The following is a 20,988-nucleotide window of genomic DNA, read 5'->3' as shown; positions in this document are numbered from 1 at the left end:
AATTTTGAGGAGGGGTACTAATGAAAAAGGCAATGTTAACATTAGTGTTCGGTTCAGCAATCTTTTTAGCTGCTTGTGGCGGTGACAAGACGACTAATGAAGGTGCAACAAATGCAACGCCAGATGGTGAAGCTATTGCTATGAAATCATGTATCACATGTCATGGAGGCGAATTGCAAGGTCAGAATAATGCACCAGCGATCAATGATATAGGCGCTCGTTTATCTGAAACAGAAATTTTAGATGTTATTGAAAATGGTAAAGGTTCTATGCCTCCAGGTATTGTTAAAGGTGAAGATGCAGAAGCTGTTGCTAAATGGTTAGCTACTCAAAAATAAGATTGTATAAACTAGCGGGCTGGAGAACCGCTAGTTTTTTTATGTTTTGCTTCCTTTAGCAAACGAGAGTAAATACATTTCTTTTATACATAGTCATGCTAAAATAAAGTGATACTGCAATCAGAGAGATTGATTGTAGGTGAAAAATGTACGATTTCGGTCAGTTATAGAGACTGTGAACGAAACAAATAATATTCAATTCCATTGAAATGGAGGCTTCTAACATTGGTCGTAGTATTAACAAGAGACGTAATGGAGAAATTTAAGTTAGACCTATTAGCTGGCGAGGAAGGGATTGGAAGAACGATTGTCACTAGTGATATTTCTAGACCAGGGCTAGAAATGGCAGGATACTTTACACATTATCCTGCAAACCGAGTACAATTGCTTGGGAAAACAGAGCTGTCCTTTTTTGAAATGTTACCAGCAGATGTTAAGCTTGAGCGTATGCGTTTACTATGTTCTCAAGATACTCCAGCTATTATTATTTCTCGTGACTTAGAGGTACCTGAGGAGCTTTTACAGGCTTCTAATGAAAAGCATGTACCTGTTTTTAAAACACATATGACAACAACGAAATTTTCTAGTAGACTGACCAACTATTTAGAGGGGCGCTTGGCACCAATGACCGCTGCACATGGGGTGTTAGTGGATGTTTATGGTATTGGTGTGTTAATTATCGGCAAAAGTGGCGTAGGAAAAAGTGAAACTGCGCTTGAGCTAGTCAAGAAAGGTCATCGATTAGTAGCTGATGATTGTGTGGAAATTCGCCAAGAATCAGAGAATTTTTTAATTGGTAGCCCGCCTCCACTTTTAGAACATTTACTTGAAATACGAGGTATTGGCATTATTGATATTATGACGCTTTTTGGAGCAAGTGCGGTAAGACCCTACAAGCGTATTACCTTAATAATTGAGCTGGAGATTTGGGATCCTGAAAAAGTTTATGATCGTTTGGGTCTAGAGGAAGAAAAAATGAAAATTATTGATACAGAGTTAACTAAATTAACAATTCCTGTAAGACCCGGGCGTAATGTATCTGTTATTATTGAAGTTGCAGCGATGAATTATCGCTTGAAAAAAATGGGTGTTAATGCAGCAGAGGAGTTTTCAAGACGTTTGGATGAGGTGATCTCTTCCGCTGATGAGTTAGATGATTAATTGTTCATATTTAGGATAAAATGACCTATAAAGTGAATAGAAAGAAATTGAGAGGAGCATTTGATGGATTTATTACTATTGCAAATTAACCCAATTGCTTTTCATTTGGGACCAATTCCTGTTCGTTGGTACGGGCTGTTAATTGTATCAGGTATTATTTTGGCTTATGTTGTAGGTCAAAGAGAGGCTGTTAAACGAGGCTTACCAGAGGATTTTCTTGCAGATTTATTGCTATGGGCAGTACCTATTTCGATAATATGCGCACGTATTTATTATGTTTCAATGCGTTGGGATTATTATAGTGAAAACCCAGGGAAGATTATTGAAATTTGGAATGGTGGTATTGCTATTCATGGTGCACTAATTGGGGCATTTATAACAGCGTACATATTCACACGTAAAAAAAATGTTAGTTTTTTACGTGTAGCGGATATAGCAGCACCAAGTATTTTGATAGGGCAAATCATTGGTCGTTGGGGAAATTTTATGAACCAAGAGGCTTATGGTGGTCCAGTATCTAAAGCATTTTTAGAAAATCTGATGTTACCAGATTGGATTATAAACCAAATGTATATTGAAGAATTAGGAACATATGTCCATCCTACTTTTTTATATGAATCTGTATGGAATTTCATCGGATTACTTATTTTACTGTTTTTACGTAAAGTGAATTTAAATCGAGGAGAAATTTTCTTCAGTTATTTAATTTGGTATTCAATTGGCCGCTTCTTTATTGAAGGTTTGCGTACGGATAGCTTGTATTTAGTTGGTGACTTACGTTCAGCACAGGTTGTCTCTATCATTGGTGTAGTAGTGGGTCTTGGTGCCATTATTTACCGACGTCTAACTGTAAAACCAGCAGTGAAATATTTGGATAATAAATAAGGGGTGCGGAATGTGATGATAAAGGCATTATTATTCGATTTTGATGGTACATTGCTAAATACAAATGAATTAATCATACAAACATTTATGCATGTGTTAAATGAGCGATTTCCTGGGCAATATTCGCCAAAAGATTGCCTGAAGTTCATGGGACCTTCATTAAAACAGACATTTAGCGACATTGCTCCAGGTGAAGAGGAGGCAATGATGGCAAAATATCGGGAATGGAATGTTTTACATCATGATGAGCTAGTCACTCAATATCCTGATGTTGTTTCGACTTTAGAGCAATTAAAGAATATGGGTATCAAATTAGCGATTGTTTCTACAAAACGAAATGAAATGATAGATCGTGGTCTTTCTATACTTGGTGCAAGTCATTTATTTGATGTTCGTATTGGGACAGACGATGTGAGAAATGTAAAGCCTGATCCAGAGCCGGTATTGCTTGCGCTTGAACGTCTTGGAGTAAACAAGGAAGAAGCCATTATGATTGGTGATAATTCTCATGATATTGAGGCTGGGCATAATGCGGGAATTAGAGCAGCCGGTGTTGCATGGGCTATTAAAGGTGAAGAATATTTACTGCAATTTAAGCCGGAATATATGTTGCATCATATGACGGATTTATTTGATATTGTGAAAGCGGGGTAAGTAAATGGCACGTAAAACAGAACGCTACCGTGTCGAAGGAGCAAACTCGCTGTGGAATATATATGATACGGTGTCCTTTTGGAAGGTGATGAAGTGCTTCATTATCATTCAAATTGGACGCTTCACACCATTTTTACGTGTGAAAAACTGGCTATATCGAACATTTTTAAAAATGAAAATTGGCGAGCAAACCTCATTAGCCTTAATGGTCATGCCTGATACCATGTTTCCGGAACGCATTCACATCGGCAATAATACAGTAATTGGCTTTAATACGACGATTTTAGCACATGAATATTTAATAGAGGAATATCGTCTAGGAGATGTGAAGATTGGTAATGAGGTAATGGTTGGTGCCAATTCAACAATACTACCTGGTGTAACGATAGGTGACGGTGCGATTGTCTCAGCTGCTACACTTGTACATAAAGATGTGCCAGATGGCTGTTTAGCTGGTGGTAATCCGATGCAAATTATTTATACTGCTGAGCAAATGGCGGAGCGTAAACGTAACGAAGTTGTAAAGTGGTGTACGCCAAAAAAATGACTTATAAGGTCGACAATGAAAAAACTGTTCCAAAAACAAAGGTACCTTTGTTTTTGGAACAGTTTTATTTTAATGTTGGGAATTTGCTGCTACATATTCAGGCTTAAATTCACAATTATCATGATCTCCTAAACAAATGGACTCAGCAAAAGTTGATTTAATCGCTGTGCCATCAATGTCGTCTTTTGTGTGTAGTGTTATTTTGTCTCCAGGATAAAACTCTCCTTTACAAATACTTACGATCATTTGCTCACTTAGTTGTACGAATGGACATGCCATATTAAATCCCTCCAATTTATAGTGTATATGTTTCTACTTGGTTATTAACGTTATTCTATAGTGTATTTTTAAAAATGTAAAATAAAAAATAGATTGAGAGTAATAATCAATAGAAAACTTGATAATATAGCATTCTATTTGATAATGAAACTGAGAATCATTTTAATTTATAAGGTACTATAAATTATTTTAAAATAATTTATAGTTGCGGTTAATGAGAATAAGATTTTGATAAATTCGTCTTTTTTTAGGCACCTATTCTAAAGATAATCATTCTCATTTTTTAGATAAGTTCTATTTTTGCTACAAATGTCTTTGTCACAAAATAGACACATTCTCATTCTCAATAGGCTACTGACCCCTACTTATGAATTAAAATTTGGAGATATTTTGAATTTCATTATTTTCCATTAGTAAATGTGTATAATTAACAGAATAATCAATGTTGAAATTGTTAGAGAATTCAGGAGAGTATACATTGACTGAATGGGAGAAATAAGTTAGAATACTTTCATAATCTGATTCTCTAATACTCTAGTGAATTAAAGTAAAACGTAAGGAAGTGTCTACATGTCTTCAATTAAAATGTTTGAGAAACCACTTGGAATGCGCGATACATTTCCACAAATATACGAAAAGGTAGAGACTGTAAGAAATACTGGACGAGACTTTTTATGCAGCAGGGGTTATGAATTTATTAAGACACCTGCCGTTGAGTATTTTGATACAGTTGGTAAAGCTTCTGCGATTGCCGACACCCATCTATTTAAGCTTGTAGATAGTCAGGGAAACACATTAGTACTACGACCAGATATGACAACACCAATTGCTCGGGTTGCCACATCTAAATTATTAAAAGAAATGATACCAATTCGCCTTGCTTATTTTGCGAGCGTCTTTCGTGCCCAGGAAACAGAAGGTGGGCGTCCTGCAGAATTTGATCAGATGGGGATCGAGCTAATTGGAGACAATTCTGTGTTTGCTGACGCTGAGGTGATTGTGACGGCAATGGAGCTATTACAGCAATATGGATTAACTAAATTTAAAGTTACTATTGGTCATGCCGGCATATTAAATTGCATTTTACAAGATTATACAGAAAGCGTTGAACAGCAAGATATACTCCGAACTCTTCTTGTGCAGCGAAATTATGTTGGATTTGAAGAAGCAGTAGAATCTTTTGATTTACCTAAAGCGAAAACAGATGCATTACTTCAATTTATTGAGGAAGCGATGAATTTAAAGCAAATCAAAGATATTGAAAAATATGTAAGGAAAAATGACGCATTAGAATATATGCAGCAGCTTGCTAGACTACTTGAAATAGCTAATTTAGCGGATTATGTAGCCTTCGATTTTACACTTTCTAGTCATATGAGCTACTACACAGGCATGCTATTTGAAGTGTTTGCATTAGGAAGCGGATTTCCGTTAGGTAACGGTGGCCGTTATGACGGATTACTTGAGGTGTTTGGTTCAAAAGTAGGTGCTACTGGATTTAGTATTCGGGTCGATCGTCTATTAGAAACACTTGATGGTCTAGCAAATGAGCGTGAAGAAGCAGTGGTTGTGCTTTTTGAGGAAGAACAATTCGAGGAGGCATTAGCAAAGGTACAGGCACTACGAGCGGCAGGTAAACAAGCTACCTTGCAATTAAGAAGTAGCTTAGTTGATGAAAAAGCATTTTTAGCTTATTTTTCTGAGGTAGTTGTTGTTGGACAGGAGGAAGTTGGCGGTGAATGAATTAACGATTGCTATGCCGAAAGGGCGTATTTTTGAAGAGGCATACCAAATGCTTTTAGAAGCTGGCTTTAATTTACCAGAGGAAGTAGAAATGTCCCGGAAATTAATGATAGAAATTCCTGAGGAGAAGATTAATTTTATTTTAGCTAAGCCAATGGATGTTCCTGTTTATGTAGAACACGGGGTTGCAGATATTGGGATAGCAGGAAAGGATGTTTTATTAGAGCAGCAACGAGAAGTGCATGAATTACTGGATCTTAAAATTAGTACATGCTACATAGCTTCAGCAGGCTTGCCTAATACGACGATGAATGAAATAGCGCCAAGAATAGCCACGAAATACCCAAATATTGCTATGAAATATTATAAGGGCATTGGGGAGCAAGTAGAAATTATAGAGCTTAATGGATCGATTGAATTGGCACCTATGATTGGCTTAGCAGATCGAATTGTTGATATTGTTTCAACTGGCAGAACGCTTAAAGAGAATGGTCTTGTGGAATATGAATTTATTACAGATGTATCATCACGGTTAATTGCTAATCCAGTAAGCTATCGTATGAAGGGAGATCGTATTATCGATCTAGTGAGACGCTTAAAGAAATGTGTTAACTAAATAGAAGCAAGAGTATCCGTGATAGTTATATATGAAGATAAAAGGGGAGTAATCCTATGAAAATAACAAAGCTAACAAAGGGTATTTCCTTAAAGCGTCAGCTTGAAAGAGGCAATGAGGATCAATTAAAAGTGGTCCGTCAAGTCTTAGCAGATGTACGTACAACAGGTGATAGTGCCATACGTGCTTATACAGAAAAATGGGATGGCTTTATGCCAGAAGTTTTACGGGTTACTAGAGAAGAAATTGAGGCAGGTGCAAAAGCGATTGATGCACAAATTTATGCTGATTTATCGGATGCTGCTCAAAATATTCGCCTGTATCATGAAAAGCAAAAACGTACCGGCTATCGTTTAGAGCTTACAGATGGCTCTTGGCTTGGGCAGCGTATTACAGCACTCGATGCGGTAGGATTATATGTCCCAGGTGGCACAGCAGCATATCCATCATCTGTATTAATGAATGTTATTCCAGCGCAAGTCGCTGGTGTTAAACGTATTGTGATAACATCACCAGCAGGTCGGGATGGTCAATTACCAACAGGAGTACTTGCAGCTGCACATATTTTGGGAGTGGAAGAAGTTTATAAGGTCGGTGGTGCTCAAGCAATTGCAGCACTTGCCTATGGAACAGAAACTATTGCACCAGTTGATAAAATAACAGGTCCAGGCAATATTTATGTAGCACTTGCCAAGCGTGAGGTATTTGGCGAAGTAGCAATTGATATGATTGCTGGCCCAAGTGAAATTGCAGTGCTTGCAGATGATACAGCGTTTGCAGATGAAGTAGCAGCTGATATGTTATCACAAGCAGAACATGATCCAATGTCCTGTGCTATTTTAGTGACTACCTCAGAAGAGCTTGCAAAGCAGGTAGCAATAGAGGTAGAGAAACAACTATCTACATTACCGCGTGAGGATGTAGCACGTGCTTCCATCAACAACTTTGGTGCTATTTATGTGGCTGAAACGATGGCAGATGCAGTAGATGCAATCAACTCATTAGCACCAGAGCATTTAGAAATCATAACAAAAAATGCCGAGATTGTCTCAGAACAAATACGTCATGCAGGTGGTATTTTCATAGGACGATATAGCTCAGAGCCAGTTGGTGATTACTTAGCTGGTACCAATCATGTGTTACCAACGAATAGTACTGCACGCTTTGCTAGCGGTCTAAATGTTGATGATTTTGTGAAAAAATCGAGTATCGTCTTTTATAGTGAAAAAACATGGGCGGAAAATGCACCAAAAATTGCACGACTTGCACGTATGGAAGGCTTAGAGGGACATGCACGTGCAGTGGAATCACGTGGATGGGAGAAGGAGTAGCACAATGACAGAAAAAAAACGCTTTGCGAAAGTAGAACGGACAACAAATGAAACACGAATCTCAGTAGCCATTGATTTAGATGGGGAAGGGAAGGCTGATATTAAAACTGGCGTCGGCTTTATGGACCATATGCTGGATTTGTTTATAAAGCATGGACTTTTTGATGGGACAATTCAAGCAAACGGTGATACCTATATTGACGATCACCATACAACAGAGGACCTTGGAATCGTACTAGGTCAAGCGATTCGTGAAGCACTTGGTGATAAAAAAGGCATTAAACGCTATGGCACAGCATTTGTACCAATGGATGATGCGCTGGCACAGGTTGTTGTAGATTGCTCTAATCGTCCACATTTAGAATACCGTGTACCACAATTAAAAGAAAAAGTGGGTAGCTTCGATACAGAATTAGTTCATGAATTTTTATGGAAATTTGCTCTAGAAGCACGAATGAATGTTCACGTCATTGTACCGTATGGACAAAATACACATCATATTATTGAGGCAATTTTTAAGGCGTTAGCACGTGCCATTGATGCGGCAGTGGAAATTGATCCACGTGTTAAAGGCGTGCCATCAACTAAGGGGCTGTTAACGTGAAAATAGGTGTGATCGATTATGGTATGGGCAATTTATTTAGTGTAGAGCAGGCATTAGAACGACTTGGCTGTGAGGTAGTTGTCACAGCCAATGAAAAAGTGTTGGATACAGCAGATGCACTTTTATTGCCAGGTGTTGGAGCATTTCCAGATGCAATGAAACGACTGGCTGAGACAAAATTAGATCGTTATTTACAAAAGGTAAGGGTAGACAATCGTCCACTGCTTGGTATTTGCTTAGGTATGCAGTTGCTATTTGAGGAAAGTGAAGAGGTTACAGCAACAAGAGGCTTAGGATTTTTCAAAGGAAGCATTAAACGTTTTAGTGGTGTGAATGATGGTCAGGCATATCGAGTACCACATATGGGCTGGAACGAGCTAGTCATGACTAATCGTCCAACTTGGCTAACAGCGTTGCCTCCAGCAAAGCATGTGTATTTTGTTCACTCCTTTTATGCAACAGATATTGATGACACAGAGCTCGTCGCTTATGCAGATTATCATGGTATTCGGGTTCCAGGTATTGTTGCTACTGGCTCTGTAATGGGAATGCAGTTTCATCCAGAAAAATCAGGTGAACTAGGTGTGTATTTATTACAGCAATGGTTGAAGGGGGTAGCTTCATGCTAACAAAGCGCATTATTCCATGTCTGGATGTGAAAGAGGGACGGGTTGTAAAAGGTGTGCAGTTTGTGTCTTTGCGAGATGCAGGCGACCCAGTAGAGCTAGCCAAGTTTTATGATGAGCAAGGGGCTGATGAGCTTGTCTTTCTTGATATCTCCGCCTCACATGAAGGGCGTGAAACAATGGTGGATGTCGTGCGACAAACAGCAGCGACACTAGCTATTCCATTTACAGTAGGTGGTGGAATTCGCACATTAGATGATATGAAACGTATTTTACGTGCAGGCGCTGATAAAGTATCAGTCAATACTTCTGCTTTAGAGCGACCAGAGCTTATTAAAGAAGGATCTGACTTTTTTGGTGCACAATGTATTGTTGTTGCTATTGATGCGCGCTATAGTGATGAAGACGGCACATGGATGGTTTATACGCATGGTGGTCGCAACAAAACTAGTTGGCAAGCAACAGAGTGGGCGAGGGAAGCGGTTCGCTTAGGCGCTGGTGAAATTTTATTAACAAGCATGAATCAGGACGGTGAAAAATCAGGTTTTGATTTAGCGTTAACTAAGGCAGTGAGAGAGGCTGTGACAGTTCCTGTTATTGCTAGCGGTGGTGCAGGAAATGCCGAGCATTTTTACGAAGTATTAGCGGATGATGTTGATGCAGATGCAGCGCTGGCAGCATCTATCTTTCATTACAAAGAAACAAGCGTAGCGCAAGTAAAAGATTACTTACGTGAAAAGGGAGTGGCAGTAAGATGATAGAGGACATTAAATTTGATGATAAAGGTCTTGTTACTGCGGTTGTACAAGATGCCAATACAAAAGAAGTACTAACTGTAGCCTATATGAACAAAGAATCATTGGAAAAAACACTTGAATCAGGTGAAACATGGTTCTATTCACGTTCGCGTCAAGAGCTTTGGCATAAGGGGGCAACTAGCGGTCATACGCAGAAAGTGATATCTATAAAAGCGGACTGTGACAGTGATGCATTAGTTGTGGAAGTACTTCCTGCTGGTCCAGCTTGTCATAATGGTACAACCTCTTGTTTTACAAAGCTTATTCAGCAAAATACTAAGGTTGGCTCTGTTGAGATTATATCTAAGCTTGTTAACGTTATTGAAAAACGTGAGCAAGAAATGCCAGAAGGCGCTTATACTACATATTTATTCGATAAAGGAATCGATAAAATTTGTAAAAAAGTCGGTGAAGAAGCAACGGAAGTTGTCATTGGTGCAAAAAATCGAGATGCCGAAGAGGTTAAATGGGAAGCGGCTGATTTAATTTACCATTTATTGGTGCTGTTGCAAGAACAAAAAGTAAGTGTTTATGATGTATTACAAGTGTTAGAAAAACGTCACGAAGAGAAATAACAGCATATTGCTAATTGTATGCTATAATAGAGTTTACTGTGTAAAGGAACGTGTAATACGTTCCTTATTTCTTGTTTCGGAGGAAATATTTTGGAAAAGAAACATCAAAAAGAGAATCTAACGAATGTCGTATCGTTCATTCCAACAGGCGACTATTATTATAAAAAATCAATTCAAGCAATGAATAGTGGTCAAATGAATAAAGCTTATAAATATTTACAGCGTGCGGTAGATCTAAGTCCAGATGATCCAATGATCTTATTGCAATTGGCAATCGTGGAGTTAGAGGGTCAACGTTTTGAGGAAGCGTATGATCTTCTTCGTCATGCCTATCAAATTGATCCAGAGAATCCAGAAATCATTTTTTATATGGCAGAGGTTTCAGGATGTATTGGTATGATACAAGATGCTAAACGCTTTGCGGAGCAATATTTGCAAAAAGAGCCAGAGGGTGCCTATGCAGATGAGGCGACAGAAATATTAGAATTCGTTGCTTTTGAGCAGGATGATTTTGAGGAGCTTGATGGTTCTGGTGAGGATTTATATCGACAGGAACAGGCGAGGCGTTGTATGGAAAAAGGGGACTTCCCCGAAGCTATTAATATTCTAGAAGAATTAATTGAAGATCGTCCAGATTTCTGGTCAGCTTATAATAATTTAGCACTTGCTTATTTTTATGTCGGTGAGGCGGAACAGGCAAAGGCACTTTTAAACAAGGTCTTGCGTGAAAATAAGGGGAATTTACATGCTTTGTGTAATTTAACAGTTATTGCGTATTATGAAAAAAATGAAGAAGAATTAAAGGACCTTTTAAATGTACTTGTAAAAATACAGCCTTATACTTGGGAACATCGCTACAAGCTAGGTGCAACATTAGCGTTAATTGGGCAATATGATTTAGCCTTTAAATGGTTACGCAGTATGCAAAAGCGTGGCTATATAGGGGATGCTGGCTTTTATTTTTGGTTATCCCATGCAGCATACTTCTCAGGACATAAGGAAATTTCAAAGAGTGCTTGGGAGCAACTATTAGAGCTAGATCCAGACAAAGAGGGCTTTGAGCCTTGGCGTGAACAGGAAAATGTATATGAGCTTGATGCATTAGAGCATGATCGTGATTATATTGTAGAAAAACTAGAGAGTAATTATACTAGTGAACGTATTTTTGGGTTATTTTTACTGAGCTGTACAGCGCATAAACAAGAAATTATTGCACATCCAAAATGGATAGACGTTGAGCAATATGGCTCGTTCGAAAAATTATTCTTAGCATATGCACTTGGTCATCATTTTGACATGAAGAACAAAGTCGAGGCTAGTTTTTTACGAGCAGTAAGTGTGCCAGAAATTTTGCTAGAACAGTATGGGAAGCTTACAGCCCTCATTGCACCAATGTTTCAAATGTGGTTTGTTCTCTGTGAACAGGCACTTAATAGCAATTATCGTTTTACAAATCCAGCAGCTATTGCAGGAGCGAATGATTTCTTATTTCGTTCATCTCGAATGCTCAAGGTTACAAAAAAAGAGATAGCTCAGCAATATGGGGTATCTGTGGCTACTTTATCAAAGTATATTGATGAAATTTTAATGTTCTTACCAAATGGTGATAAGTAACCTCTGAGCAACATAGTTGAATAACTTTTTACTTTCACATACGATGAACTTACTATCGTTATTAACAGGTGAAACTTCAAACAGAAGTTGAACCAATCAGGCTTTCATGGACAGTTAATCTCTTAAAGAGGAAGTCTTACTGTACATTTAAGCAGGATAAAAAAGTATTTGTGTAGGGGGAAGAATTTATGTCGGAAGAAAAAATTTATGATGTTGTAATAATTGGTGCAGGTCCTGCAGGAATGACTGCTGCTGTATATACATCACGTGCAAACCTTTCAACTTTAATGATTGAACGTGGTATCCCTGGTGGACAAATGGCAAATACAGAAGAAGTAGAAAACTATCCAGGATTCGATACGATTTTAGGACCAGAGCTTTCTACAAAAATGTTTGAGCACGCTAAAAAGTTCGGCGCAGAATATGCTTACGGCGATGTTTCTGAAATTATTGATGGGGATGAATATAAAACAATAAAATCGGGTGCTAAAGAATATAAAACACGTGCCATTATCATTTCTACAGGTGCGGAATATAAAAAAATGGGCGTGCCTGGCGAAAAAGAATTAGGCGGCCGCGGTGTCAGCTATTGTGCAGTTTGTGATGGTGCATTCTTCAAGCAAAAAAATCTTGTTGTCGTTGGCGGCGGAGATTCAGCAGTCGAAGAAGGTGTTTACCTAACTCGCTTTGCTGAGAAAGTAACAATTGTTCACCGCCGCGATAAATTGCGTGCACAAAAAATACTTCAAGATCGTGCCTTTGCAAATGAAAAAATTGATTTCATCTGGAATGCAACAGTGAAAGAAATAAACGAAGCAAATGGCAAAGTTGGTAGCGTAACATTACAATCTACTGTAGATGGAACAGAATCCGAATTTGTGACTGATGGTGTATTTGTATATATCGGAATGCTACCATTAACAAAGCCATTTGAATCTTTAGGTATTTTAAATGATGCAGGCTATATTTTAACAAATGATAACATGGAAACAACTGTTCCTGGTATCTTTGCAGCTGGTGATGTACGTGAAAAATCACTTCGTCAAATTGTGACAGCTACAGGTGACGGAAGTATTGCCGCACAAGCAGTACAGCATTACGTAGAAGAATTATTAGAGAAAATTAATGCTTAATGTAATTAATTGTACCAAGGAAAAAAATACAATTTTTAACACGGTTTTAATATTGTTGTAACTTGAATGACATATAAAAGGTGTAATATATATTGTGTAATTAGCAATCCCCCTTTTATTTTGTTTAGTAGGTTGTTTCCGCCTAATGTGGTGGGGCAACCTATTTTTGTTATGTAGGATTTTAATAATTGTAAGTAGCTAATTAGATTCATGGGTGATGACAAAATCATGATTACTAGGAATACGAGTAATGTGAAAATTGACAAACACTAAAGTTCTGATTGGAGGACAAATATTGTTGGGTCTTGCTATAATGAAAGATAGAATGCAAAGTGATTAGAGGTGTGCCTATGCAAAGAATTGCAAATTTAATTGCCGTTAAAGACGGTCAAGTATTATTACTTCAAAAGCCTAGACGTGGCTGGTACGTTGCTCCAGGTGGAAAAATGGAGAGCGGTGAATCCATCTATGAGGCTGCAGTACGTGAGTTTCAAGAAGAAACAAATGTCACACCATTAAATGCACATTTAAAGGGTGTTTATACAATGGTTATTAAAGAAAATAATGCAGTCGTTGATGAATGGATGCTTTATACATTTGTTGCAAAGGATATAGAGGGTACACCTTTTGATGAAACTAGAGAAGGCAAGCTTGCATGGCACCCAGCAGAGGATTTAAAACATTTGCCAATGGCTGAAGGTGATCGGACAAATTTACAATTTGCCATCTCACAATCAGGCATTCAGTATGGAACATTTGAATATACGACTGATTTTGAATTATTGCATGAAAAAATACAAATATCAAAAGAACAATAAAAGGAGCTGCATGACAGTGGTGGTTGAAGGCCAACAAAGTACACATGAATTGGTTATTATTACAGGAATGTCTGGAGCTGGAAAAACAGTAGCTATTCAAAGCTTTGAAGATTTAGGGTATTACTGTATTGATAATTTACCACCGGCGTTACTTACAACTTTTTTAACCCTACTCAGGGATTCAGGAAAAAATACTGCACGTATTGCAGCTGTCATGGATATGCGTGGCGGTGACTTTTTTGATTCTCTTATTGGTGCTCTTGACCATATAATAAAAGAAGGAGATATTGTTGCACGCATATTGTTTTTAGATGCAGATGATGCAACATTAGTTAGACGCTATAAAGAAACAAGACGTTCACACCCGCTAGCTGTCAATGGCCTACCATTAGATGGTATTCAACAAGAGCGTATTTTGCTATCAGAAGTTAAAGGGCGTGCTGACTTTGTCTATAATACGTCTACTATGAAGCCTAAGGGACTACGTGAAAAAATCGCGAATGAGTTTGCAAGTGATGCAGACCATGTTTTTTCGGTTAATATTATGTCTTTTGGATTTAAACATGGTATGCCAATAGATGCAGATTTAGTGTTTGATGTGCGCTTTTTAAAAAATCCATACTATGTTGAAGAGCTGCGTCCTAAGACGGGGTTACAGACGGAAGTATCCTCTTATGTTTTAGCGCTTAAGGATACACAAACGCTTATTCAAAAACTGAAGGATTTATTTGAATTTATGATTCCACTATATAGACAAGAAGGAAAATCACAGCTTGTTATTGCCTTTGGTTGTACGGGTGGGCAGCATCGCTCAGTGACATTAGCTGAGTATTTTGGGGCATATCTAGGTGGAAAAGAGAATACGGTTATAACGCATCGTGACATCAATCGAAGAAAGGATTGAGTGAATGGGGAAAAGGCAAACTAAGCTTGTTGTTATAGGTGGTGGTACAGGGCTTTCTACATTACTAAGGGGACTGAAGCATCATCCATTTGATATTACTGCTATTGTAACAGTAGCAGATGATGGTGGTTCTTCAGGGCGCTTACGAGATGATTATGATATACCACCACCCGGCGATGTCCGAAATGTTATTGCGGCATTATCAGATGTTGAGCCACTTGTAGAGCAAATGTTTCAATATCGTTTTTCAGCATCACAAGATTTACGAGGGCACTCATTAGGTAATTTAATGCTCACTGCTTTAACAGAGATTACTGGAGATTTTAACCATGCCATTAGCGAAATGGGAAAAGTGTTAAAGGTCCATGGTCGTGTTATACCAGCTGCCAACAAAAAGATTAATTTACATGCAGAGCTTGTGGACGGTTCTACAATCGAAGGTGAATCTAAAATTCCAACGGCTACAAAACGTATTAGTCGTGTTTTTTTAGTGCCTGAAAATGTGAAACCGTTACCAGAGGCAATACGAGCAATCCATCGTGCGGATTATATTTTAATTGGTCCTGGTAGCTTATATACGAGTATTATTCCTAACCTGCTTGTCAAAGAAATTGGTGACGCTGTTGTAAGAGCTAAAGGAAGAAAAATTTATGTTTGTAATTTAATGACTCAAAAGGGTGAAACTATTTCCTATACAGCAGGAGATCATGTAAAAGCAATTTACGAACATGTTGGCGCTTCCTTTATCGATTCTATTTTAGTAAATGAAGAGAAATTACCACATCCTGTACAGGAGCTTTATATGGAAGAATGTGCGGAACCTGTAACATTTGATGTGGCAAAGCTTGAAAGTATGGGATTAGAGGTTATTAAGCGCGACATTGCAACGATTCGATCAGATGGGACGGTTCGTCATAATGCGACAAATGTTGCTAAATGGCTTGTAGAATACGCAAATATTTATAAACAAAAAGTAAACAATCCAAAAATACAATCATAAAGCGCTTATTGTATATGATAAGATGAGCATATACATAGAACTGAAAGTTGAAAGGGGGGCACGTGATATGTCTTTTGCTTCTGAAACAAAAAAAGAATTAACGCAAATAGAAGCAGACAATCATTGTATGAAAGCAGAAGTATCTGCCCTAATTCGTATGAATGGTTCATTATCCTTTGCGAATAAACAGTTAAGCTTAGACGTACAAACTGAAAACGCTGCAATTGCAAGAAGGCTCTACACGATTATGAAAAAGTTGTATCCATATAACGTCGAGTTACTTGTTCGAAAGAAAATGCGTTTGAAAAAAAATAACGTCTATATTTGCCGTGTAAGAGAAGGTGCGCGCGAGCTACTAATTGATTTAGAAATCATCTCAGACGACTTTCAATTCAATCATACAATTTCTCCAAAGCTCATTAAAAAAAGTGGTCAAAAAAGAGCATATTTACGAGGTGCATTTTTAGCAGGCGGCTCTGTTAATAATCCAGAAACGTCAGCCTACCATTTAGAAATCTATTCTTTATATAAAGAGCATGGCGAGGCTTTAATGGATGTGATGAATGAATTTGAGCTAAATGCAAAAACAATAGAACGGAAAAAGGGCTTTGTGACCTATTTAAAAGAGGCAGAAAAAATTTCTGATTTTCTTAATATTGTAGGAGCTCATCAGGCAATGATGAAGTTTGAGGACGTTCGTATATTGCGGGATATGCGGAATAGTGTTAACCGTATTGTCAATTGTGAAACAGCAAACTTAAATAAAACAATAGGTGCAGCATTGCGTCAGGTAGAAAATATTCGATTTATTGAAAATTCCATTGGTTTAGATCAATTACCAGAAAAGCTTCGGGAAATTGCTCGTTTACGAGTGGAATATCAAGATGTCACACTTAAAGAACTGGGTGAAATGGTATCAAGCGGAACGGTCAGTAAATCAGGTGTCAATCATCGTTTACGAAAAATCGACGAAATAGCAGATGCATTAAGACGTGGAGAAAAGATAGGCGGTTAAGTTTTCATACTTTTCAGGTATGAATGTGATGCGTAATCGCGTATTGTTCTTTTGCTAGTAAGTGAGGTAAGATAAAACTAATAAGATGAACGGTAGTAAAGGGGAGTTTTGAGAATGACCGAGAGAAGAGTCCAAGTCAAATTAAAATTAGGACTACAGGCTAGACAAGCAGCGTTATTTGTTCAAGAGGCAAATCGCTTTAGTGCAGATATCTTTCTTGAGAAGGATGAGAAAAAAGTTAATGCTAAATCCATTATGGGTGTAATGAGCTTAGCTATTGCCAAAGGAACAGAGGTTGTTTTAAGCAGTGAAGGCAACGATGCTGAGCAAGCGGTTACAGCATTAGCAGAATTAATCGAAAAAGAAGATTAAATATAAAGACTGTCCAATAAATTGGGCAGTTTTTTCGTGTACTATTACTGAATTGACAGATAGAAACCCCAAAGTGATGGATGAAACGGATAGAACGTCAAAATAAAAGCGAAAACAAAGACATCTCAGAATTAATCCGAGATGTCTGTGCCTAGTTATTTACGGTCATTACGGTCCATAATATGGTCGATTAAGCCATATTCTTTTGCACGTTCAGCTGTCATGAAGTTATCACGATCTGTATCTCTTGAAATGACTTCAAGTGGTTGCCCAGTACGTTCTGATAAGATACCATTTAATTTTTCACGTAGGAATAAAATTCGTTTTGCAGCGATTTCAATCTCAGTTGCTTGACCTTGTGCGCCACCAAGTGGTTGGTGAATCATCACTTCTGCATTTGGTAAAGCGAATCGTTTACCAGGCTCACCTGCTGCAAGTAGGAATGCCCCCATAGATGCTGCCATACCGATACAAATTGTTTGCACTTGTGGTTTAATAATTTGCATTGTGTCATAGATGGCCATACCAGCAGTGATTGATCCACCTGGTGAATTAATATAAAGTGAGATATCTTTATCTGGATCTTCAGCTTGTAGGAATAAAAGCTGAGCAACGATAGAGTTAGCCACGTTGTCATCAATCGCACTTCCTAAAAGGATGATGCGGTCTTTTAGTAGTCGTGAATAGATGTCATATGCACGTTCACCACGGCTTGTTTGTTCAATAACTGTAGGAATTAAATTCATGTTAAATCCTCCTTAATAAAACTAAATTCGAATACTTTTGCTGAAAACTTCTGTTGTATTTCAGCTGTATCCTTATCATACACATTATAGTCAGGGAAGGTCAAATATTAACCCTGCTAAAGTGAAATAAAAAAAATAAATTGTTTTTGCATTCTATAGTTGAATTGTTAGCAATACGTTTGTATAATAGTTAAGGTCATAAGTTTAAAGTACGGTTCACTATTTTGCGGGTATGCTTCAAAGAAATGAGGATTATCTACATCTTGCTTTTCATAAAGCCTAGAGTGAGTACTTTTTTTTTGTTTAATTGCCCTCGTGGTGTAATGGATAACACGTAAGATTCCGGTTCTTGCACTGGGGGTTCGATTCCCTCCGAGGGCGCCATTTTACTGATTATTTGAAAATTTTTATAGCTCGATTCTCCTAATAAGTAGTTTAGCAGCCTGCTTAGTGGAGAAAGATGGGAAAATAGTGGAAATACTGCCCTAGTTGGCATTATTCCCGTATTTGTTCCATTCAAACCTTCAAAAAAAGCAACAACTCCAAATTATTTTTTAGTGAACATACTGTACGTGAGGACTAGCCATCTAGTCGAAAAAAAAGAATCCTATCTGAGGGGATTCTTTTTTTTTGACTAAAACTATCTAATAATGGCATGATTAGTATATGTATAAATATACATTTTTGATGACATTTTCGTTTATTCATACCGTTTTTTGCTAAAATAGCGCATGAAAATAAATTTTTATGAAAAAATAATTACTTTTATACGAAAAGTTATTGTCTATTAGCAATAATGTTACTATAATTGACCTAATAGTCGAACATTTCCGAATTGTGAAAAATGAAGTCGTGTTTCGGAAAAACATATTTTAGGGGGAAACGCTATGAAAAAAAGATTATCTATGTTACTTATGCTCGTGGCAGCACTAATGCTAGCTCTAGCAGGATGTGGCGCGAAGGAAGATAAATCATCAGGTGGTGCACCGGCAGAGGATGGCGGAAGCGATAAAAAAGTTTATAAGGTAGGTACAGAGGCTACTTTCGCTCCGTTTGAATCAATTGACGATAAAGGGAATATTGTAGGGATTGATGTCGATATTTTGCAGGCTATTGCTGATGAAATGAACTTTGAAGTAGAATGGCAAAATATTGGCTGGGAGCCTGTATTCCAAACAATTCAAAATGGTGAAACCGATATTGGGGCATCTGGAATTACAATAACAGAGGAACGTAAACAATCGTTCGACTTTACCGATCCATACCATGAATCTCAATTATTAATTGTAGTAAAAGAAGATTCAAAGATCCAATCATTTGCAGAATTAAAAGATAAAAAGGTTTCAGTACAAATCAATTCTACTGGACATACAGCTGCGAAAAAGCTACAGGGTGATGCTAGTAAAAAAATTATGGCATTTGAAAATCAACCAGTGGCTATCCAGGAAATGCTGAATGGCAATGTAGATGCTGCAATCGGTGATAATGCAGTAGTTAACAAGTATATCCAAGCACATCCAGATCAAAAACTAAAAATAGTAGAAGATGATACTTTTGAAAAAGAATATTATGGCTTTATGGTTCAAAAAGGAAATAAGGAGCTTTTAAACCTATTAAATGAAGGTCTACAAAAGATTAAAGAAAACGGTAAATTAAAAGAGATTACTGGCTCAGACTTTAAGTAAGACAAGAATAATGATGCCCTAGCATAGCCTATATGCTAGCGGCTTCATATTTTTTCGTAACTTTTTAGGGGAAATGGGGTTTTCGGATGGACATCTTTGACTTACGCTGGGACATAGTCTGGAACTACCGAGATATGTTTATACGTGGTATTGGCGTAACACTAATTTTGACACTCAGTGGTTACTTTGGTGGTATTTTTTTAGGATTATTTTTAGGGCTCGGAAAATTATCGACGAAAAAATGGATTTATTGGCCATGTAAGCTTTATGTTGATTTATTCCGTGGAACACCAATGCTAGTACAAATTTTATTAATTCATTTAGCCGTAATACCAACGATTTTTGGACACTCTTTAGGTTATATGGTGTCAGGAATCACGGCACTTATTTTAAACTGTGCTGCCTATAATGCGGAAATCTTCCGTGCGGGTATTCAAAGTATTGCGAAAGGTCAAATGGAGGCAGCTCGATCACTTGGTTTAACACATAACCAAGCGATGAGAAAAGTCATTTTACCACAGGCATTTAGACGAATGATCCCACCTTTAGGGAATGAATTCATCGCGCTGTTAAAGGATTCCTCTTTAGTAACTGTTATTGCGGCTCCAGATATTTTATATGCAAGTAAAGTAGTAGCAGGAGCTAGCTTCCGTTTCTGGGAGCCTTACATTGTTGCAGCATTATTATACTTAGTTTTAACGTATGGTGTAACAAAAATTGTGACATTTATCGAGAAGAGATTCAGTAATAGTTATGTCCCTCGTAAGGCAGAAGGGCGGGAAGCACGATGATTAAAATTCAGAATTTACACAAATATTTTGGCAAGCTAGAAGTTTTAAAAGGTATTGATTATGAAATACAAGAGAAACAGGTAGTTTGTGTAATAGGACCATCTGGTTCAGGAAAAAGTACATTTTTACGGTGCATTAATATGCTTGAAGAAGTGACTGATGGTGCCATTTATATTGAAAACGTGAAGATTAATGATCCTAAAACGAATATAAATGCAATACGTGCAGAAGTAGGCATGGTGTTTCAACAGTTCAATTTATTCCCGCATATGACGGTTATTGATAATGTGACAATGGCTCCTATGCAAATTCGTAAGATGAGCCGTGCCGACGCTGAAGCGCTAGGACATGAGCTTCTTAAGAAGGTTGGTTTAGATAGTAAGGCATATAACTATCCTGAACAGCTTTCAGGCGGTCAGCAGCAACGTGTTGCTATAGCTCGTGCTTTAGCAATGAAGCCAAAAGCGATTTTATTTGATGAACCTACATCCGCACTTGATCCAGAAATGGTTAAAGAGGTGCTAGATGTCATGAAGAACTTAGCAGCTGAGGGAATGACAATGATTGTCGTTACACATGAAATGGGCTTTGCACGTGAGGTAGGCGATCGTGTGGTCTTTATGGATGGCGGCTATATTGTGGAAGAAGGAGTACCAGAGGAACTCTTCGGAAACCCTCAAAATGAACGAACAAAAGCATTTTTAGGAAAAGTTTTATAACAAATAAGTAAAGCAGTCTCAGGTGATTTATATCA

Annotated in this window: 24 protein-coding genes and 1 tRNA gene; 23 read left to right on the top strand and 2 right to left on the bottom strand. The window is 37.7% G+C overall.

Annotated elements, in window-relative coordinates; translation table 11 throughout:
* The first annotated feature begins 20 nt into the window (after positions 1–20).
* The 5 genes from cccB to AC1RNS_RS07545 all read left to right on the top strand — a co-directional run bounded on the left by cccB (position 21) and on the right by AC1RNS_RS07545 (position 3,585).
* Positions 21–338: a cytochrome c551 gene (gene cccB, locus AC1RNS_RS07565; protein ID WP_492991689.1), complete on the top strand. Its 318-nt coding sequence runs from the start codon at positions 21–23 to the stop codon at positions 336–338.
* Positions 339–563: 225 nt separating this feature from the next.
* A complete protein-coding gene (hprK, locus tag AC1RNS_RS07560) occupies positions 564–1,499 on the top strand; it encodes an HPr(Ser) kinase/phosphatase (RefSeq protein ID WP_283869488.1) in 936 nt (311 codons plus the stop codon).
* 63 nt (positions 1,500–1,562) lie between these two features.
* Positions 1,563–2,384 (top strand): prolipoprotein diacylglyceryl transferase, encoded by an 822-nt coding sequence (gene lgt / locus AC1RNS_RS07555; RefSeq protein WP_492991688.1) that lies wholly within the window; start codon positions 1,563–1,565, stop codon positions 2,382–2,384.
* 12 nt (positions 2,385–2,396) lie between these two features.
* Complete coding sequence (ppaX, locus tag AC1RNS_RS07550) at positions 2,397–3,038, top strand: pyrophosphatase PpaX (protein ID WP_492991687.1); 642 nt, start codon at positions 2,397–2,399, stop codon at positions 3,036–3,038.
* 4 nt (positions 3,039–3,042) lie between these two features.
* Positions 3,043–3,585, top strand: coding sequence for an acyltransferase (locus AC1RNS_RS07545; protein ID WP_492991686.1), 543 nt, complete (start codon positions 3,043–3,045; stop codon positions 3,583–3,585).
* Positions 3,586–3,654: 69 nt separating this feature from the next.
* On the opposite strand, the gene AC1RNS_RS07540 is transcribed toward AC1RNS_RS07545, so the two are convergent.
* Positions 3,655–3,864, bottom strand: a complete 210-nt coding sequence (locus AC1RNS_RS07540) for a hypothetical protein (RefSeq protein WP_492991685.1) — start codon at positions 3,862–3,864, stop codon at positions 3,655–3,657.
* A gap of 570 nt (positions 3,865–4,434) precedes the next feature.
* On the opposite strand from AC1RNS_RS07540, the gene AC1RNS_RS07535 reads away from it, so the two are divergent.
* The 14 genes from AC1RNS_RS07535 to AC1RNS_RS07470 all read left to right on the top strand — a co-directional run bounded on the left by AC1RNS_RS07535 (position 4,435) and on the right by AC1RNS_RS07470 (position 17,012).
* Positions 4,435–5,607: an ATP phosphoribosyltransferase regulatory subunit gene (locus AC1RNS_RS07535; protein ID WP_492991684.1), complete on the top strand. Its 1,173-nt coding sequence runs from the start codon at positions 4,435–4,437 to the stop codon at positions 5,605–5,607.
* Complete coding sequence (hisG, locus tag AC1RNS_RS07530) at positions 5,600–6,223, top strand: ATP phosphoribosyltransferase (protein ID WP_492991683.1); 624 nt, start codon at positions 5,600–5,602, stop codon at positions 6,221–6,223. Before AC1RNS_RS07535 ends, hisG begins: the two co-directional genes overlap by 8 nt.
* Positions 6,224–6,279: 56 nt before the next feature.
* The gene (gene hisD, locus AC1RNS_RS07525) at positions 6,280–7,554 is read left to right on the top strand and encodes a histidinol dehydrogenase (protein ID WP_492991682.1); all 1,275 of its coding nucleotides are present in this window, start codon (positions 6,280–6,282) and stop codon (positions 7,552–7,554) included.
* 4 nt (positions 7,555–7,558) lie between these two features.
* Positions 7,559–8,158: an imidazoleglycerol-phosphate dehydratase HisB gene (gene hisB / locus AC1RNS_RS07520; protein WP_492991681.1), complete on the top strand. Its 600-nt coding sequence runs from the start codon at positions 7,559–7,561 to the stop codon at positions 8,156–8,158.
* On the top strand, positions 8,155–8,787 hold the full coding sequence (hisH, locus tag AC1RNS_RS07515; protein WP_492991680.1) for an imidazole glycerol phosphate synthase subunit HisH: 633 nt from the start codon (positions 8,155–8,157) through the stop codon (positions 8,785–8,787). Before hisB ends, hisH begins: the two co-directional genes overlap by 4 nt.
* Positions 8,781–9,542: an imidazole glycerol phosphate synthase subunit HisF gene (gene hisF / locus AC1RNS_RS07510; RefSeq protein ID WP_492991679.1), complete on the top strand. Its 762-nt coding sequence runs from the start codon at positions 8,781–8,783 to the stop codon at positions 9,540–9,542. Before hisH ends, hisF begins: the two co-directional genes overlap by 7 nt.
* A complete protein-coding gene (gene hisIE / locus AC1RNS_RS07505) occupies positions 9,539–10,156 on the top strand; it encodes a bifunctional phosphoribosyl-AMP cyclohydrolase/phosphoribosyl-ATP diphosphatase HisIE (RefSeq protein ID WP_492991678.1) in 618 nt (205 codons plus the stop codon). The genes hisF and hisIE overlap by 4 nt, the downstream gene beginning before the upstream one ends.
* Positions 10,157–10,246: 90 nt before the next feature.
* Positions 10,247–11,770 (top strand): tetratricopeptide repeat protein, encoded by a 1,524-nt coding sequence (locus AC1RNS_RS07500; protein WP_492991677.1) that lies wholly within the window; start codon positions 10,247–10,249, stop codon positions 11,768–11,770.
* A 188-nt stretch (positions 11,771–11,958) separates the two neighbouring features.
* Positions 11,959–12,903, top strand: coding sequence for a thioredoxin-disulfide reductase (trxB, locus tag AC1RNS_RS07495; protein ID WP_492991676.1), 945 nt, complete (start codon positions 11,959–11,961; stop codon positions 12,901–12,903).
* Positions 12,904–13,253: 350 nt separating this feature from the next.
* Positions 13,254–13,721: an NUDIX domain-containing protein gene (locus AC1RNS_RS07490; protein WP_492991675.1), complete on the top strand. Its 468-nt coding sequence runs from the start codon at positions 13,254–13,256 to the stop codon at positions 13,719–13,721.
* Positions 13,722–13,731: 10 nt separating this feature from the next.
* Entirely contained in the window at positions 13,732–14,625 is an 894-nt protein-coding gene (gene rapZ, locus AC1RNS_RS07485; RefSeq protein WP_492991674.1) for an RNase adapter RapZ, read from the top strand.
* Between the two features lie 4 nt (positions 14,626–14,629).
* Positions 14,630–15,625 (top strand): gluconeogenesis factor YvcK family protein, encoded by a 996-nt coding sequence (locus tag AC1RNS_RS07480; protein WP_492991673.1) that lies wholly within the window; start codon positions 14,630–14,632, stop codon positions 15,623–15,625.
* A gap of 67 nt (positions 15,626–15,692) precedes the next feature.
* Positions 15,693–16,640, top strand: coding sequence for a DNA-binding protein WhiA (whiA, locus tag AC1RNS_RS07475; RefSeq protein ID WP_427541159.1), 948 nt, complete (start codon positions 15,693–15,695; stop codon positions 16,638–16,640).
* Between the two features lie 114 nt (positions 16,641–16,754).
* Positions 16,755–17,012 (top strand): HPr family phosphocarrier protein, encoded by a 258-nt coding sequence (locus AC1RNS_RS07470; protein WP_283869474.1) that lies wholly within the window; start codon positions 16,755–16,757, stop codon positions 17,010–17,012.
* Positions 17,013–17,167: 155 nt separating this feature from the next.
* Here the strand turns inward: AC1RNS_RS07470 and clpP are convergent, their stop codons facing one another.
* Entirely contained in the window at positions 17,168–17,758 is a 591-nt protein-coding gene (gene clpP, locus AC1RNS_RS07465) for an ATP-dependent Clp endopeptidase proteolytic subunit ClpP (RefSeq protein ID WP_427541162.1), read from the bottom strand.
* A 309-nt stretch (positions 17,759–18,067) separates the two neighbouring features.
* On the opposite strand from clpP, the gene AC1RNS_RS07460 reads away from it, so the two are divergent.
* The 4 genes from AC1RNS_RS07460 (at position 18,068) to AC1RNS_RS07445 (ending at position 20,953) form a co-directional block, all read left to right on the top strand.
* Positions 18,068–18,142: transfer RNA gene (locus AC1RNS_RS07460), tRNA-Arg, on the top strand.
* A gap of 503 nt (positions 18,143–18,645) precedes the next feature.
* On the top strand, positions 18,646–19,443 hold the full coding sequence (locus AC1RNS_RS07455) for a basic amino acid ABC transporter substrate-binding protein (RefSeq protein WP_492991672.1): 798 nt from the start codon (positions 18,646–18,648) through the stop codon (positions 19,441–19,443).
* Between the two features lie 86 nt (positions 19,444–19,529).
* Positions 19,530–20,234: an amino acid ABC transporter permease gene (locus AC1RNS_RS07450; protein WP_427541168.1), complete on the top strand. Its 705-nt coding sequence runs from the start codon at positions 19,530–19,532 to the stop codon at positions 20,232–20,234.
* A complete protein-coding gene (locus tag AC1RNS_RS07445) occupies positions 20,231–20,953 on the top strand; it encodes an amino acid ABC transporter ATP-binding protein (protein WP_492991671.1) in 723 nt (240 codons plus the stop codon). Before AC1RNS_RS07450 ends, AC1RNS_RS07445 begins: the two co-directional genes overlap by 4 nt.
* Positions 20,954–20,988 lie beyond the last annotated feature (35 nt).

Source organism: Lysinibacillus sp. GW821-FHT14F06 (assembly GCF_058803665.1).
Note: the sequence above shows the minus strand (reverse complement) of the source record. Positions and strands in the feature narration are given on the sequence as shown.

What these genes read in the sequence shown, in the direction of transcription:
- hisD (WP_492991682.1), top strand. Translation starts at nt 6,280, where the DNA reads ATGAAAATAACAAAGCTAACAAAGGGTATTTCCTTAAAGCGTCAGCTT.
- AC1RNS_RS07535 (WP_492991684.1), top strand. Translation starts at nt 4,435, where the DNA reads ATGTCTTCAATTAAAATGTTTGAGAAACCACTTGGAATGCGCGATACA.
- AC1RNS_RS07480 (WP_492991673.1), top strand. Translation starts at nt 14,630, where the DNA reads ATGGGGAAAAGGCAAACTAAGCTTGTTGTTATAGGTGGTGGTACAGGG.
- hisIE (WP_492991678.1), top strand. Translation starts at nt 9,539, where the DNA reads ATGATAGAGGACATTAAATTTGATGATAAAGGTCTTGTTACTGCGGTT.
- AC1RNS_RS07490 (WP_492991675.1), top strand. Translation starts at nt 13,254, where the DNA reads ATGCAAAGAATTGCAAATTTAATTGCCGTTAAAGACGGTCAAGTATTA.
- AC1RNS_RS07470 (WP_283869474.1), top strand. Translation starts at nt 16,755, where the DNA reads ATGACCGAGAGAAGAGTCCAAGTCAAATTAAAATTAGGACTACAGGCT.
- cccB (WP_492991689.1), top strand. Translation starts at nt 21, where the DNA reads ATGAAAAAGGCAATGTTAACATTAGTGTTCGGTTCAGCAATCTTTTTA.
- AC1RNS_RS07540 (WP_492991685.1), bottom strand. Translation starts at nt 3,864, where the DNA reads ATGGCATGTCCATTCGTACAACTAAGTGAGCAAATGATCGTAAGTATT.
- AC1RNS_RS07455 (WP_492991672.1), top strand. Translation starts at nt 18,646, where the DNA reads ATGAAAAAAAGATTATCTATGTTACTTATGCTCGTGGCAGCACTAATG.
- hisF (WP_492991679.1), top strand. Translation starts at nt 8,781, where the DNA reads ATGCTAACAAAGCGCATTATTCCATGTCTGGATGTGAAAGAGGGACGG.
- AC1RNS_RS07445 (WP_492991671.1), top strand. Translation starts at nt 20,231, where the DNA reads ATGATTAAAATTCAGAATTTACACAAATATTTTGGCAAGCTAGAAGTT.
- rapZ (WP_492991674.1), top strand. Translation starts at nt 13,732, where the DNA reads ATGACAGTGGTGGTTGAAGGCCAACAAAGTACACATGAATTGGTTATT.
- whiA (WP_427541159.1), top strand. Translation starts at nt 15,693, where the DNA reads ATGTCTTTTGCTTCTGAAACAAAAAAAGAATTAACGCAAATAGAAGCA.
- clpP (WP_427541162.1), bottom strand. Translation starts at nt 17,758, where the DNA reads ATGAATTTAATTCCTACAGTTATTGAACAAACAAGCCGTGGTGAACGT.
- AC1RNS_RS07545 (WP_492991686.1), top strand. Translation starts at nt 3,043, where the DNA reads ATGGCACGTAAAACAGAACGCTACCGTGTCGAAGGAGCAAACTCGCTG.
- AC1RNS_RS07450 (WP_427541168.1), top strand. Translation starts at nt 19,530, where the DNA reads ATGGACATCTTTGACTTACGCTGGGACATAGTCTGGAACTACCGAGAT.
- hisB (WP_492991681.1), top strand. Translation starts at nt 7,559, where the DNA reads ATGACAGAAAAAAAACGCTTTGCGAAAGTAGAACGGACAACAAATGAA.
- lgt (WP_492991688.1), top strand. Translation starts at nt 1,563, where the DNA reads ATGGATTTATTACTATTGCAAATTAACCCAATTGCTTTTCATTTGGGA.
- trxB (WP_492991676.1), top strand. Translation starts at nt 11,959, where the DNA reads ATGTCGGAAGAAAAAATTTATGATGTTGTAATAATTGGTGCAGGTCCT.